Origin of the sequence: Vreelandella arcis (genome assembly GCF_900103865.1) — a bacterium.
Classification (GTDB): domain Bacteria; phylum Pseudomonadota; class Gammaproteobacteria; order Pseudomonadales; family Halomonadaceae; genus Vreelandella; species Vreelandella arcis.
Map to the genome: position 1 here is coordinate 59,382 of NZ_FNII01000018.1, position 14,146 is coordinate 73,527.

General features: G+C 52.5%; 13 protein-coding genes. 1 reads left to right on the forward strand and 12 read right to left on the reverse strand.

Annotation, left to right across the window (positions count from 1 at the left end):
- Positions 1 to 150 precede the first annotated feature (150 nt).
- The 6 genes from BLR97_RS17175 to BLR97_RS17200 all read right to left on the reverse strand — a co-directional run bounded on the left by BLR97_RS17175 (position 151) and on the right by BLR97_RS17200 (position 5,307).
- A complete protein-coding gene (locus tag BLR97_RS17175) occupies positions 151 to 705 on the reverse strand; it encodes a PIN domain-containing protein (RefSeq protein ID WP_244511366.1) in 555 nt (184 codons plus the stop codon).
- A gap of 17 nt (positions 706 to 722) precedes the next feature.
- Complete coding sequence (locus BLR97_RS17180) at positions 723 to 1,178, reverse strand: helix-turn-helix domain-containing protein (protein WP_089707770.1); 456 nt, start codon at positions 1,176 to 1,178, stop codon at positions 723 to 725.
- 85 nt (positions 1,179 to 1,263) lie between these two features.
- Positions 1,264 to 2,019: an amino acid ABC transporter ATP-binding protein gene (locus BLR97_RS17185; protein ID WP_089707771.1), complete on the reverse strand. Its 756-nt coding sequence runs from the start codon at positions 2,017 to 2,019 to the stop codon at positions 1,264 to 1,266.
- Positions 2,016 to 2,684, reverse strand: coding sequence for an amino acid ABC transporter permease (locus tag BLR97_RS17190; RefSeq protein WP_089707773.1), 669 nt, complete (start codon positions 2,682 to 2,684; stop codon positions 2,016 to 2,018). The genes BLR97_RS17185 and BLR97_RS17190 overlap by 4 nt, the downstream gene beginning before the upstream one ends.
- A 68-nt stretch (positions 2,685 to 2,752) precedes the next feature.
- The gene (locus tag BLR97_RS17195; RefSeq protein ID WP_089707775.1) at positions 2,753 to 3,523 is read right to left on the reverse strand and encodes an amino acid ABC transporter substrate-binding protein; all 771 of its coding nucleotides are present in this window, start codon (positions 3,521 to 3,523) and stop codon (positions 2,753 to 2,755) included.
- Between the two features lie 125 nt (positions 3,524 to 3,648).
- Complete coding sequence (locus tag BLR97_RS17200) at positions 3,649 to 5,307, reverse strand: methyl-accepting chemotaxis protein (RefSeq protein ID WP_089707776.1); 1,659 nt, start codon at positions 5,305 to 5,307, stop codon at positions 3,649 to 3,651.
- A gap of 362 nt (positions 5,308 to 5,669) precedes the next feature.
- Here BLR97_RS17200 and BLR97_RS17205 point away from each other — a divergent pair, with 362 nt between their 5' ends.
- A complete protein-coding gene (locus tag BLR97_RS17205; protein ID WP_089707778.1) occupies positions 5,670 to 6,626 on the forward strand; it encodes a GNAT family N-acetyltransferase in 957 nt (318 codons plus the stop codon).
- A 47-nt stretch (positions 6,627 to 6,673) separates the two neighbouring features.
- Here the strand turns inward: BLR97_RS17205 and BLR97_RS17210 are convergent, their stop codons facing one another.
- The 6 genes from BLR97_RS17210 to fliD (BLR97_RS17240) form a co-directional block, all read right to left on the reverse strand.
- Positions 6,674 to 6,865 (reverse strand): hypothetical protein, encoded by a 192-nt coding sequence (locus tag BLR97_RS17210; protein WP_089707780.1) that lies wholly within the window; start codon positions 6,863 to 6,865, stop codon positions 6,674 to 6,676.
- A 16-nt stretch (positions 6,866 to 6,881) separates the two neighbouring features.
- The gene (locus tag BLR97_RS19835; RefSeq protein ID WP_211605178.1) at positions 6,882 to 8,108 is read right to left on the reverse strand and encodes an acylphosphatase; all 1,227 of its coding nucleotides are present in this window, start codon (positions 8,106 to 8,108) and stop codon (positions 6,882 to 6,884) included.
- 249 nt (positions 8,109 to 8,357) lie between these two features.
- The gene (locus tag BLR97_RS17220; protein ID WP_211605180.1) at positions 8,358 to 8,612 is read right to left on the reverse strand and encodes a hypothetical protein; all 255 of its coding nucleotides are present in this window, start codon (positions 8,610 to 8,612) and stop codon (positions 8,358 to 8,360) included.
- Between the two features lie 309 nt (positions 8,613 to 8,921).
- Positions 8,922 to 10,631, reverse strand: a complete 1,710-nt coding sequence (locus BLR97_RS20235) for a flagellin N-terminal helical domain-containing protein (protein WP_089707786.1) — start codon at positions 10,629 to 10,631, stop codon at positions 8,922 to 8,924.
- 349 nt (positions 10,632 to 10,980) lie between these two features.
- On the reverse strand, positions 10,981 to 12,378 hold the full coding sequence (fliD, locus tag BLR97_RS17235; RefSeq protein ID WP_089707788.1) for a flagellar filament capping protein FliD: 1,398 nt from the start codon (positions 12,376 to 12,378) through the stop codon (positions 10,981 to 10,983).
- A 201-nt stretch (positions 12,379 to 12,579) separates the two neighbouring features.
- Entirely contained in the window at positions 12,580 to 13,947 is a 1,368-nt protein-coding gene (gene fliD, locus BLR97_RS17240) for a flagellar filament capping protein FliD (RefSeq protein WP_089707790.1), read from the reverse strand.
- Positions 13,948 to 14,146: the final 199 nt, after the last annotated feature.

Below are 14,146 nucleotides of genomic sequence, written 5' to 3' on the forward strand. Positions count from 1 at the left end.
CCGACCAAATAGTGCAACGGGCAGTTAACTTCAGCTGCCCGCTCACGGGTCTTGTCTGAGAGGATGGCATAGTCTATCACGCAGAAAGCGGGCTTGCTAGCGTGTTTCAACAGCGTAAAAAAGTCCGCCATCAACACACCACGCTAAGCATCAAAGCATTAGACGATAGCGCCTAAGCTCACTGACCGTTTCAGGAAGCCGCTGATTTAATAGCAAATCAAGATATTCTTCGGCATTAAAGGGTGGGCTCTTCAAGCTTTGTCTATGGCGCTGAGCTGCCTGGATAACATCGCCTGGACTTAACGCCAGCATGTCCGATAAAAACTCATCAGGGTGTATCGATCTAATATCGTACTGAGCCAGAACAGCGTCTGGAAAGTCTTTGAGATTAAAGGTAATAATAGCCTCAGCCCCGCTATGAATAGCGCAAGCAAGCACATGGCGGTCATTTGGGTCTGGCAACGTCAACCCATCAATCAGTGACTCAAAACCTTCCACGACCGCATCGCGTGTGTGCCTATCCATTAGCTCACGAACGCGCTCAAGCTTTTCCCATGACAGGTCATCACGCTGAGCCAGCAGGTTTCGCATCCATTCCTCATGTATTTGACGCGACCAACGAGCACGATACAAATCGGTCATTGCCAAGTGAATGAGAAAGCTTCTTAACGGTGCCGGATAAAGGACACAGGCATCGTAAACCACTGTGTAATACGAGCTCATCAATAGCCCAGACCGAGTGACTGATCCAGCGATGACAGCTCATCAAGGGCGTCAAGCCGCTGCTGATCGACCTCTTGCTTGTAAGCCATCACATCCGTGTACTTAACTTTCCGACGATTACCCACACGATGGTAAGGAACTTTTTCTTCGTCCAATAACTTGATAAACGTTGGACGCGACATATTCATCAAGTCGGCCGCTTCCTGGGTGGTCATTTCTGCATGAACAGGGATCAGCTTTACGGTATTACCTTCACCTAGTTCCGTCAGAATATCTACCAGCAAACGAAGCGCGCTTACGGGCACTTCAACGTGATGCGCATGGCCATCCTTGCCGGAAAGCATTACCTGCTGAGTGGAGGCTTTTGTTTCCACAGACGCAGCTAACTCCCGGCTTGATAGCTTAGCAAGCGCGGCCTCTTCTTGGCTGGGCAGCATGGCGGTAAGCGAGACCATTGCCTCTCCTCCTACAAAACACAAGGGACTTACCCTTCAGAGTAGCATTATTCGAAATTTTCGCAAACCATAATGCTATCGACACTCACGGCACTGCCTGCCCCGTGGGCGCCAAAATCTTGCGCAGAAAGTGGCGAGTGCGCTCATCTTTAGGTGCCGTGAACAGTTCCTCGGGCGGGGCCTGCTCGACGATTCCGCCTTCGTCCATAAAGACAACCTGATCCGCTACTTCCCGGGCGAACTGCATCTCGTGAGTTACCACGATCATCGTTTGGCGCTCTACTGCCAACTGCTTCATCAGGCCCAACACTTCCTCTACCCACTGAGGATCAAGCGACGAGGTGGGCTCATCAAACAGGATCACATCAGCGTTGGCGGCCATGGCTCGCCCAATCCCCACGCGTTGCTGTTGACCGCCGGAGAGTGATGCCGGGTAGGCGTCCGCTTTATCGGCCAGGCCGATGCGCTCCAGAATCTCTCTCGCACGCGCATGCGCCTTGGCTTTCGGCAGCTTGTCCACCACGATCATCCCCTCACTGATATTATCCAGCGCGGTTTTATTGGCGAACAGGCCGTAGTTCTGGAACACAAACGCCGTGCGCCGACGCAGGGCCAGAATATCGGCCCGACTTGCCCGCTGGGTATCAACTTTCAGGTCGCCCACCTGCAAACGCCCAGCATCCGGCTTTTCAAGGAAATTAATACAGCGCAGCAGCGTCGATTTCCCCGTACCGGAAGGCCCAATGATCACGATGATCTCGCCCTGCGATAGGCTCAAATCAATATCTTTAAACACCGTGTGGGCGCCAAAGTGCTTGGTGATGCCTTGCAGCGAAATCATCGTTGGTAGGCCTTATTAAGGTAAATTTCTAACCGGCGCTGCCCCCAGGACAGCATTTCTACAATGACCCAATAGATAAGCGCCACCAGCAAGAAGGCTTCTAAATACAGGAAGCTGCCCGCGGCTTCTTTTTGCGTAGCGCCCATTAATTCGGTAACCCCTAGCGTAAAGGCCAGCGAGGTCGCCTTGATCATGTCGATGAAATAGTTCATCAGCGTCGGCGTCGCCACGCGGGTTGCCTGGGGCAGAATAATCCGGCGCATCAGCTGTGATTGGGTCATGCCGATGGAAAGCGCGGCTTCGGTCTGGCTACGGTCAATCCCCACAATCGCCGCCCGGATCGACTCCGCCATATAGGCAGAAAAGTGCAGCGTCAGCCCCAGCACGGCAGCGGTAACGCCGGTAATCGCGATCAACGAACTAATCACTTGCGGCAAGCCGTAGTAGAAAAGAAACAGTTGAACCAGCAGTGGCGTCCCGCGGAAAAACGAAATAAACAGCAGCGAAAGCCCGTTTAAAACCGGCACCCGGGACACGCGAACCACCGCCAACAGGCACGCCAGAATCAACGCAAACACCATGGCGATCGTCGCCATTTGCAGCGTGAGTGGCAAATAGCTCAGCAGAACCGGCAACAGCCCCCACATATACTCAAGATTAAGCATCGCAATATCGCTTATAAGCAAACGGCCGTGGCAATGCCACGGCCGCGTTAAACGGATTAGCCCAGCGGTTACGGCTGAGTGATATCGGTATCAAACCACTTTTCCGATATCTCACGCAGTTCGCCGCTCTCGCGTAGCTCAGCAAGGGCTGCGCCTACCCGATCGCGCTGCTCACGCCCCGCCTCGTCATCGCGGAACGGCAGCGCGTTCTCAATGGTCGAGAAAGGCTGGCCCGCCAGTTCCAAGGGCAGGCCTTTCTCTTTAATGACCTGAGTCGCACTCACGCGATCCATTACGAACGCCTCAACCCGGCCCAAGGCCACATCCTGCTCGATGTTGGACTCGTAGGTGCGGATGTCGATTTCATCGGCATTCGGCTGCTCACGCAGCAATTGCTCATAGTTAGAACCCAGGTTCACCGCGACACTTTTGCCGGATAAATCTTCGACACCTTCGATGGTGTCATTACCCGCCTTCACCACCACCTGCGCACCGTCATACACATAAGGCTCCGTGAAGGCATATTTGGCCTCACGCTCCGGCGTAATGGTGATCTGGTTGGCAATGGTGTCGATACGCCCAGACTCAAGCATGCCGGCCAGGCCCGAGAAGCTAGCGGTAACGAACTCGATGTCATCACCGGTAATCTCACCCACGGCGTTCATGACATCAATCTCAAAGCCCTTGAGCTCGTCCTGCTCTACAAAGGTAAAGGGAAAGTACCCGCCGGACATACCAACGCGGAGCGTATCGGCGTGGGCAGTGGCGGCAAACACCCCGCTGGCAATGCTCAAGGAGAGCGCGGTAAGGGTTATGTTCAGCTTGCGTGTTAGTCGCATGATGGTGATTCCTTATGGGTAGCTTAAAGCGCTAATAGCTTTATTTTACCCCGGTATCCATAGCGGATAAAAGAATATAAAAGCTGTTTTTTATTCCCTATCAATCTTTTGTGATGACAATTCATTTAAAAAGCTTCCCACTCAGGCTCGTCTTTCGTCAGGTTGCGCTGCGGCGTGTGCTGAGAGGCCTGCTTGGGTAGCGCCGAAGACGCGGCCATTGATTTTTCACCGCTGAGCTTGAACGTATCCACCAGGCGGGTGAGTCGGTTGGCTTCCTGCTGGAGCGACGCCGCCGATCCGCTGGTTTGCGATACCAGCGTGACATTCTGCTGAGTGGCAGAATCCATTTGCGTCAGCGCCGTCCCGACCTGCTGAATACCTGACTCCTGCTCGCGCACGGCAAGCGAAATCTCATTCATCAACCCCGACACCTGGCGGATGGCCTCCACCGTATCCTGAATCCCCTCACCGCTTCGCACCGCTTGCTCGGCGCCGCTGGCGATGCGCTGACTGATATCCGTGATCATGTCACGAATCTTTTTGGATGAATCCGCGCTACGACTGGCGAGGTTGCGCACTTCGCTGGCCACTACCGCAAAACCGCGGCCATGCTCACCCGCACGCGCCGCCTCGACCGAAGCGTTAAGCGCCAGAATATTGGTCTGGAAGGCAATCGAGTCGATGACTTCTACAATCTCGCCCACCTGGCGCGAACTGGTCTCGAGCTCGCGCATCAACTCAACCGAGCGCTGAACCTCTTTAACGCCCTTTTCGGCTTTTTCAGCGGCCTGACTGGAAAGCGTATCGGCATTGCTGGCCGACTCGCTGTTCTGGCGCACGATTGAGGACATTTCTTCCATGCTGGACGCCGTTTCTTGCAGGGCGGAAGCCTGCTCCTCGGTTCGCGAAGCGAGATCCTCGCTACCTGAAGCAATTTCGCCAGACGCCATATTGACATTATAGGCCCCATCGCGAACCGACTGGAAGCTGACATCCATGTGCGCGATAAAGCCATCAAACTCGCGGGCCAGTTCGCCAATCTCATCACGCCGCTGGCTATCAATGCGTGCGGTAAGATCACCCTCGCCTTGGGTAATATCGCGAATGCGCCCGCTGACTTGACGAATTGCTCGGGACATCAGGTTCGGCCCCATCAAGGCGATCACCAGCGTGACCAATAACACTAATGCCGTGAAACCCATCACCCAGCGTTGCTGCATGGCGACTGCCGCCAGTGTTTCTTGCTCCAAGGCCAAGCCACGCGCGTCGGCGCTTTCTCCGGCAATATTGTATAGCTCACGCAAGGCATTAAAGGCCGCTAACGAATCTCCCTCCAACTGCTCTTCTGCGGCGTCAAGATCGCCTTCCGCATGCAGATCGAAGACGGCCTGGGACGCCGCCTCCCATGCTATATAGCGGTCTTCAAACGGCTCAAGACCCTCGCTCACCTGCGGATATGCGTCCAGCAGTGCGAGGAAATCGTGCATTCGATCATAGGCTTGCTCAGCATTTTCGCGGTAATCATCGTACTGAGCGCTCGCCCCATCACTGCCCGGCGCTTCACGCAACACTTCAAGCTCAGCCACACGGGCCTGATACAGATCGCGATCCGCATTGAGCACCGCTGATACCGCCGGGTTAAAGGAGCCACTAAACGCTGTCATGCGTTCGCGCATCGACTGAACAAGCAGGCTATCGACCACCACAACGCCCAGTAGCGACAAGGCCACCAGGATAAACGCCAAGGTATATTTCACATTGATCTTGTGGAGTTTTTCCAGCATTGAACCACCTGTTGGTTATCTGATTTATTGTTGTGGTAGCCAACCTTGGCATAATGTAGATGAATCCTATCCCTTTTATTATCGACCGCGACGGGGCGGGCTTTAGAGAATAGTGGGCGCACAATATAGAAGGGAATAAAAAACTAGCTTGATGTAAGCATGAGGGACGACGGCTAATTGATCAGAAACCGACTTTTCTTGATGGCGGATAGCCAGTATCACCGTCGTGAACTGAGCTCCCCGGGCGGTAGCGGCGCTTACAACCATTCATGGATCGTTCACACGAGATTCAACAAGCATGGTTTAAGTTTAGATAGAAATAGTCAAACTTTAGTGACCCCTAATTTCGTCAAGGAAAACCAATGAAGCCGAACCTAGTTAACGATTCCTCTGCGGCTGAGGTTAGCGTTATCTCCTGCCCCCAGAACGTTCGGCGTGAGGCTGTCTTACAGTTGAAGGCAGCGCGCAACGAATGGGGCCGTGACGAGCTGGTTGTCGCCATTAACCTGATGCTGGAACAGTCAGATGCCGATTGGAGCGGCTTACTGATAACGCCGGACGAGGAAGGAAACCCCATTGGGGCCACTTGGGTGGAAGTGTTAACAAGCAAAGAAGCCAATCTATGGCTACCCCATAGCGAGTGTGGTTATACGCCTGAGCTATTAAGCGCTGCTACCGGCTGGGCACGACAGCAGGGCCTCAGTGTAGTGAAAACGGTGCTTGAGGGAAACGACCTGCAAACCGCTACCCTTCTCAAGGAAAATGGCGTTCCCAAGGTAGCCAGTTTGAACTATATGGGTGTTTCCACCCAAACGGTGTTGAAAGCGCCTGTGGCCAATGAGCTTGTCAGCTTTATGCATGTAGAAGAGCTAGCACCTGAAAGGCTTGAAATCGTGTTTGGTCAGATTGAGGAAAACTCGCTGGACTGCCCTGAGTTACAAGGAATGTTTACCGCACAAGAAGCATTACAGGGGTTTTATCGACAGGATGTGCATGCCCCTGCGCACTGGTACCTTGTGCGCTACGAAGGAGAGGATGCTGGCGTATTGCTACTTGCCCCACACCCGGAGTCCAGTAACTGGGAGCTGATGTACATGGGGCTAGTGCCCGCCTGGCGTGGCCGTGGATTGGGTATTCAGGTGGTAAATGAAGCCATACACCGCGCCAGAGAAGCCGGGATGGAAGAGGTAATATTAGCGGTGGATGAACGCAACACGCCAGCGCGGCAGCTATATGAGCAGTTCGGGTTTAGATCACGGCTCACCTGTGTCGTCCATGCCTGGATGCAAAAAAGCGAAAAGCCTCAGGAAACGCTATAAAGAGCTTTAAGCCGCCACCTAAAAACGGCTTTATTAGCTGCGTACGATCAATCAAGCATCGCCTGGGTATACTCGCGCTGCTGCTTCACGGCATCATCCAAAATCGCCAGCAGCGTTTCATAGTCCCCCGGCATGTCATCGTTCATGCCTGTTTTCTCAAAGCGCTTAAGCGTGGCTTGAGTTTCATCGATGACGGTTTGCAGCTCATCGATGACGTGCTCATATTCCTCTGACGTCATCAGGGCACCTGGTCGATTAGAGGGTTTCCAGAATGGCAACGCCTTCGGGGATATCGCCTTCCCACGGTGTGACATTCAGCCCCGTAACGTCGGCGTCCTCTGGGCCACTGGGGACGGCATCGCACAGCGGTTGTAAGTGCTCAAGCGTGCCGTGAACCACCGCTTCGACACTGCCATCGGCTAGGTTACGCACCCAGCCTGCCAGCTCACGCTGTGTTAGCTCATCGGCCAGCCACTGTTGGTAGCCTACGCCCTGCACCGTGCCGGTTATCGCCAAGTGCAGGGTTAAGAGCGTCTCCGGTGCCATGTCTTTTTTTGGTGGCGTGGGCAATTCAAACGCCCAGGGCGCCACTCCTGCTTTTTCGCAAAGTCGTGCATGCGCAAGCTCGGCTTGTTGATCGGTGCCATCTACTTCATCCACCAACTCGGCACTGTGGATCAACGAGCGTTTCAGGCGATCCGCCACATGCGATGCCATACGTAACGCGGCATGATTGGCGTACGTGTCTTCAATGATGTTCAGCACAACATCCACCGCCGGTAGCTTGCGTAAAAGCTCGGGGGTATTTTCTAACGTATCTACAAACAGCTCGACCCGCGTGATGTGCGCGGCATCCAGCCCGCCGGGAAGGTGGCGATGGCCTTGCACCAGGGCATAGCGGAACTGTTGAGCATCAAACCGCCACTGGGACGCCGCCGCGCTACGCAACACCAGCACGCGCAGTTTTTCTTCACGCTCGGCGTTGATAACGATAAACGGCCGTTTAAGCAAGGCGCGACGCGCCCACACATTGCCCTGAGTGGGATAACCCGCTTCATGGTACATGGCGGCTAGCTGAAACAGCCCCTGGGCATTATTCGGGCGCAGCGCCACCAGATGGTGCATTGCGCTTAAAGCGGCGCGGTTTTGCCCTAGCTGTGCATGCAGGCGCGCCAAGCGTTCAAAGACTTCCGGCTGATTGGGCAACTGATAAGACGCACTCAATAACGAAGAAAGCGCCTCTTGCGGTTTGCCGTGTTGCATTTGCAGCGTACCCGCGAGCAACAACGCCTGAGGGTTTGCCGGGTCGCTTTGTTGCAGCTTTGCCAGCAGGGTCACGGCCAGCTCAGTTTGCTCATGAGCCAGCGCCGTGCGGATATTATCCAGCTGTTGGTGCGACTGCTGCGCCAACGGCGAAGGCGGCATAGCGGCTTGCCGACGTTGGCGGGCGGTGTTCGGTGATTTTTTTGACGTGCGAGCCATGCGAGGAATCCTGTGGGCGAGTGCTACCGGCGCTGTGTAAAGGTGGCTCGATAGTAGCAAACAATGGGATGAGAGGTGCCAGACTTAGCTAATCAGCAGGTAGGAAATCGCTTCAGCGGACGAGGGGTTTGCCTATTCCCCAAGATCCAGTGCTGTGTCATGGCGAGGAGCGCAGCGACGTGGCCATCTCTGGCTTGGCCGCCCCCCCATGATTACTTCACTGCGTACCGAGCCGGTTTAAGCAATCATTCAGGAACCTGACATATAGCCTCTTTCTCTTAATACTCTCCGCGCAACTCCCTTCTCGCTCTCTGAGTTGCCCGTAAAACCTTTGCTTTTTATTATTTTTACAAGCTCTTCATCAGGCTTTTGCTCATATTCTTGCTTGAGTTCTTTGAGCTCACCGGCCTTTTGCTCAATACCGTTAGAGACCACCGTAGCGGTATTTCCAAGGAATTTTGCGGTTTTGTAGCTGACCTCACCAAACTTGTTCCAAAATCCCATAGTGCTTCCCTATAAATTCACAGCTAACTTAGCAACCATCGTGCACTTCGAGTTTAGCGATCTGGACAAGTCCGCTTATCATGTTGATAGCTACCGCAAACACTACACCGCCTAGCATCCGGGCATGTTTGTACATTATGACCGGTTCGGCCACAGCCAGAGCAGCGTGACGGTTTTGGGCAATTCCTTGCCGTATGACTTCCTGATCCACAAAACGAACATGCCATCTTGCAATGTCTCCCTTAAAGCATAAAAACGGGGCCTTTCGGCCCCGTTATATATCGATCAATTAGCGTTAGCGCTAACCAATTAACCCAACAGAGACAGAACGCTCTGCGGCAGCTGGTTGGCCTGGGCCAGTACAGATGTACCTGCTTGCTGCAGAATCTGGTTCTTGGTCATGTTGGCTACTTCTGTTGCGTAGTCAGCGTCTTCGATGCGCGAACGGGCAGCAGAAAGGTTGGTTTCGTTGGTGCTCAAGTTAGTGATGGCAGACTCAAAACGGTTCTGCACCGCACCCAGCTCGGAACGCAGGCTGTCGACTTGCTTTAGAGCACTGTCAAGAGCTGCCAGCGGATTTTCGGTTCTTTCACCTGGCATAGTAGCATCAGTTGTTACTGAGCCATCAGCAGCAATGTAAGCCTGAGAGCCCGCTTGAGTGCCACTTGTCTGATTTACAACGTCTCCATCAAGTTCATAGGTAACGTTTGAAGTAGCATCTGTAGTGAAGTTTCCATCAGGGTCTACAAACTGTGTTGTTGATTTACCTTCAGCGTTAAGGGCAACACTGCCTGTCACTACGCTGCCAGATGCTCCCCCGTAGGTAACTGCTGTTGTACCACTAACATTAGTTTCAACTTCTTCCATCACGTCTTCGGAGCTAGCGGTCAATCCAGTGACACTAATTGTACCGGCAGCCGTACCAGTAACGTGTTGAGTAGTAGTCTCATAAGTTTTTTCACCAACGGACAACTTGGCTCCGTCAGTTGTTGCAAGAAGCTCCACAAGCTCATCTTTTGTTGCTTGAGACGGAGTTCCGCCTGTAGGTGACGAGGTCAGGACACCACTTTCAATGTACAGCTTATCGCCATTTTCGGCACTTAAATTGCCGGCTGCATCAACTTCGATGCCTGTTTGTTTCCCATTCGCTTCATAAGTTACATCAGATATTGGTCCATCACCAATATCACTGCTTACAGCAGCTACCATATTGGCCAATTCACCAGCGGTATTATCTACAGATGTATAGTCTTCACTAAAGCTGAAGTTACCTTTTTCAGCGTCGTAAGTATAAGTAGTGACCTCCGAAGCACTATCTGTAACTGCAACAGTATCGCCAGTTGACAACCTGTCAAAAGCAGCTTCTGCATCTACAGCATCATTGGTACGGGCATTGGTATAAACACCACCAGCTTCCGTCCAAGCAGCTGAATCCGTTACCAACTTATCCAGGTTATCTTTAGTAGCAGCTTCGTTTGGAATATCCGCTTGACCATTAACGTTAAATGTGGCCAAGCCAAGTGTTTCAGCGTTAATCTGTTTTAGATTCACATCGATTGTCTGGCCATCATCAGCACCCACTTGAATCTTCAACCCGCCGTCACTTTCCAGCACTTTCGTACCGTTAAAGTCTGTTTCCGCAGAAATGCGATCAATCTCAGATAGACGTTGATTGATTTCATCTTGAATAGATGTCAAGTCGTCTTGGGAATTCGTTCCGTTTTCAGCTTGAACGGCTAGCTCACGGACACGCTGAAGGTTGTCGTTAATCTGATTCAAACCACCTTCGGCTGTTTGGGCAACCGAGATACCGTCGTTTGCGTTACGCTGCGCCTGAGCCAGGCCGGTGATCTGGGCGCTCATGCGGTTAGCGATGGCTTGGCCGGCCGCATCATCCTTGGCACTGTTGATACGCAAGCCGGAAGACAGACGCTCCATGGAAGTGGTAAGCGCATTTTTCGATTCGTTCAGGTTTTGCTGGCCGATCATCGACGTGATGTTGGTATTGATCACTGACATGGGGTGATACTCCTTGCTTTGGACACTGGCCTTGAAGGCCCGCTTTTCGGCCACGTTGTGTGCCGTTATATTAATTAACGGCGCCGCGAGGGGAATCTTTAGGGGAAGTGGTAAAAAAAGATGTAAACGTTGGTAACTGAATGGTGGGGGTTTTAATACTTGAGCTTGGCAAGAGTGGAGAGCATGGGATCGCCGCGCTTCGCTCGCGATGACCTATTCCAGTTTATCTGGATTTCGTCCAATTGCCTTTGATGACTGCACAAAGCAAAAGCAGCGCTGGGCGCTGCTCTATTTTCTTAAGCGGCGCATTAAAGATGCCTCCGCCTCCTTTACGATTGAGAGGCCGGATTTACTTCTTACGGCCTAGCTGAGCATCCATTGCATCGAACTGCTGGGTGAGGTAGGAGCTTGTGCTGTTCATTTGCATGACCATTATATCCAGCTGACTGAACTGGCTGCGGTAACGGGCGAGAGTGCCTTCAATGCTTTTTTCCATGCGCTCAAAACGCGTGTCTAAACTCTTAACGCGATTTTCTGCGCCTGTGATCGCGCCTTTGAGCACACCGTTACTGCCGAGCATCTGCTCTACTGATGCACCTAGTTTTCCGGCTAAGCCCCCTTCTTTGGCCTCACCGGCAAAAAAGTCACTGAGCGCTTGAGGGTTATTGGCTACTAAATCGCTAAGTTTGGCATCGTCGATTTTTAATTTTCCGTCGCGCTCTAGCGTAATACCTAGCTGGTTTAATGTGGAAAACTCCCCTCCTTCCATTCCACCAGTCAGCACGCTGCGCAGGCGCGATTCAATCGTGCGGACAGCATTATCGCCCAGCAGCTTACCCACGGTGTCGCTATCGGCGTCAAAGGCCGTCAACGTGCCAATGGTGCCTTTTAAATCGTTAAACGCTTTTACAAAACCGTTAATCGCTTCGCGCTGCTTTAACGTGTCGCGTTCAATGGTAACCGTGCTAGAAGCGGTTTCGCCTTCTGCAATGCTGAGCTCAGCGAGGTTGAGCGTCACGCCTTGAATAGCGCCTTCAATCTGGTTCTTAGCGCTGCTAATCGCAATGCCATTAACGGTTAACGCCGCATCCTGCCCTTGTTGCTTGGCCCCAGCTTCTGTCGCTTCACCGAATGGGCCGGTTACTACAGCATCTGCTGCATCTACAAAGCTAAAACTGTCAATAGAGGCATCGACACCGGTAGCTTTGGAGCTTAGCGCCAGCCGGTAGCCTTCGCCATCGTTGATAATAGTCGCGTTTACGCCTGATTCTTTGTTGGCATTAATCGAATCACGAAGCTCACTTAGCGTACTGTCTGCTGCGACAGCAATATCCACTGAATCGCCATTGCCAAACGTGAGCTTGAGCGCGGTAGCACCTTGCAGATCGAGCGGTTGATCCTTTGTATCAACACGCGCAGAGGCGAGCGTGCCCGAGGTCGCCAATTGGCTAACTTCTACCCGGTAACTACCCGGTAACGCACTGGCGGTAGTGGTGGCAGTAATACCATCACCACGAACACTCGCGGAAAGGCTTTGATAGAGCTTGGGGTCATTGATTTTGGCTACTGCATCTTGAAACGCATCGAGCGAGGTTTGCAGTTGGCCATAGGCAGAAATTTTGGCTTGCTGTTGCTCTTTTTGCAGCGTGATGGGGGCGAGCTTACCCCGCTCCGCATCCTGTAGTTGATCCAACAGGCCTGTCAGGTCAAGACCCGAACCAACGCCAAGGGAGGTTATTGTCGCCATACTGGGTATTCCTCAGTGAAAAGGCTAAACCAAAAACATTACGCGCACTTATGTGCACCATTACATCTAATAGTTACCTTATCGACTGAAAAGAGGGCGACTTTAGCGCTTTTTCTTTTGCTAAACTTGGACAATTTATTTTTCTAATAAAAACGCCTGCTTGGCGCAGGCGTCAGAAACGTCAATTTCTAGCTTTCAGTATCAATTACGGCCCAGCTGTGCGTCTAAGGCATCAAACTGCTGAGTGAGGTAGCTGCTCGTTTGGTTCATTTGCGCAATAATCCCATCTAGCTGACCAAACTGCGTACGGTAACGCGAGATGGTTTGATCAATGGATTGCTCCATGCGGGTGTAACGCTCACCCAGCGATTCTATGCTGTTTTCAGCACCCGTCTTCGCCCCGGTCACGGCGCCGTTGGTACTGAGCAATTGCTCGACCATCGTATTGGCCTGCCCCGCCATACCGGTTTCATCGGAGTCACCAACGAAAAAGGCTGACAGCGCATCTTGATTATTGGAAACGGCGTTGTCGAGTTCGTCGGCATCGATTTCCAGTTTGCCATCAGTCTGCAGCGAGATGCCAATATCGCTGAGCATGGAAAACTCACCTTCCACAGCACCACTGAGCACACTGCGCATGCGTGATTCAACGGTACGTACGGCGCTGTCGCCCAACAAATCGCCAGCTTCACCGGTTTCAGAATCAAAACTGGTTAACTCACCAATGGTGCCTTTCAGGTCATTATAGGCGTCCACAAAACTAGTCACGGCTTCACGAACAGCGAGCGTGTCCTGCTCTATTTTAACCGTGCTCTCGCCTTCTTCTTGAAGGTTCAGCGTTACGCCTTGAATCGCGCCTTCAACCTGATTGTTAGGGCTGGTGATTTCGATGCCGTTAACATTTAGCAAGGCATCGGTGCCGCTCTGATGCGTACCTGTTCCATCATCCACATCACGATCTGCATCAAACGGAGCAACGCCTGTAAATGAGAAGTTACTAATTGATGCATCGGCGCCGGTTTCGCTTGAACTAAGAGCTAAACGGAAATCTGTACCGTCATTAACAATAGTCGCGTTTACACCGGAATCCCCGCTGGCGTTGATAGTATCCCGGACCTCCTCAAGGGTGCTGCCTGCCGCAAGCGTGATCTCTTTGGTGGAGTTATCAGCAAAAGTTAGGGTCAGGGTTTGGTCTGCATCTGCATCAATTATAGGCGTATCGGCAGCACCTACCCCGGTAGAAGCAAGCGTACCGCGGGTAGCCATGGTATCCACTGAAATATTGTAGCTACCGGGCTGCGCTTCTGCATCAGCCGCAGCGGTAACCGCCTCTCCACCTACGTTGCTAGAAAGGCTTTCGTAAAGGGCACTGTCATTGAGCGCATCAGCAGAATCTTGAAACGCTGAAAGCGCGCTTTGCAGCTGACCGTAGGCAGAAATTTTGGTGTTTTCGGTTTCTACCTGCCTCTCAATCGGGACGAGCTTTTCTCGTTCAGCGTCTTCAAGCTGGTCGAGCAAGCCGTTCAGGTCTAAACCTGAGCCAATACCAAGAGATGAAATAGCACCCATACGCTAACCGCCTTTTTTGAAACGAGTGAAGCAACCTTCTTCAACAGCGCCCATTCGCTAAACCTTGCTGGGATGCCGTGTTGCCAACGTCAAATTTATTTATGTCACTACTTATTACTTAAGAGCCTCGGCTTATAGAGCGCGACCTTGAGCATTCTAGCCAACTTTCCTGTTTCAGATTGTAACCATAGGGGGGGGG

Bases quoted from the DNA above. Each gene is read 5' to 3' on its own strand.
- BLR97_RS17180 (WP_089707770.1), bottom strand. From the start codon at position 1,178: ATGGTCTCGCTTACCGCCATGCTGCCCAGCCAAGAAGAGGCCGCGCTT.
- BLR97_RS17185 (WP_089707771.1), bottom strand. From the start codon at position 2,019: ATGATTTCGCTGCAAGGCATCACCAAGCACTTTGGCGCCCACACGGTG.
- BLR97_RS17190 (WP_089707773.1), bottom strand. From the start codon at position 2,684: ATGCTTAATCTTGAGTATATGTGGGGGCTGTTGCCGGTTCTGCTGAGC.
- BLR97_RS17195 (WP_089707775.1), bottom strand. From the start codon at position 3,523: ATGCGACTAACACGCAAGCTGAACATAACCCTTACCGCGCTCTCCTTG.
- BLR97_RS17200 (WP_089707776.1), bottom strand. From the start codon at position 5,307: ATGCTGGAAAAACTCCACAAGATCAATGTGAAATATACCTTGGCGTTT.
- BLR97_RS17205 (WP_089707778.1), top strand. From the start codon at position 5,670: ATGAAGCCGAACCTAGTTAACGATTCCTCTGCGGCTGAGGTTAGCGTT.
- BLR97_RS17210 (WP_089707780.1), bottom strand. From the start codon at position 6,865: ATGACGTCAGAGGAATATGAGCACGTCATCGATGAGCTGCAAACCGTC.
- BLR97_RS19835 (WP_211605178.1), bottom strand. From the start codon at position 8,108: ATGGCTCGCACGTCAAAAAAATCACCGAACACCGCCCGCCAACGTCGG.
- BLR97_RS17220 (WP_211605180.1), bottom strand. From the start codon at position 8,612: ATGGGATTTTGGAACAAGTTTGGTGAGGTCAGCTACAAAACCGCAAAA.
- BLR97_RS20235 (WP_089707786.1), bottom strand. From the start codon at position 10,631: ATGTCAGTGATCAATACCAACATCACGTCGATGATCGGCCAGCAAAAC.
- fliD (WP_089707788.1), bottom strand. From the start codon at position 12,378: ATGGCGACAATAACCTCCCTTGGCGTTGGTTCGGGTCTTGACCTGACA.
- fliD (WP_089707790.1), bottom strand. From the start codon at position 13,947: ATGGGTGCTATTTCATCTCTTGGTATTGGCTCAGGTTTAGACCTGAAC.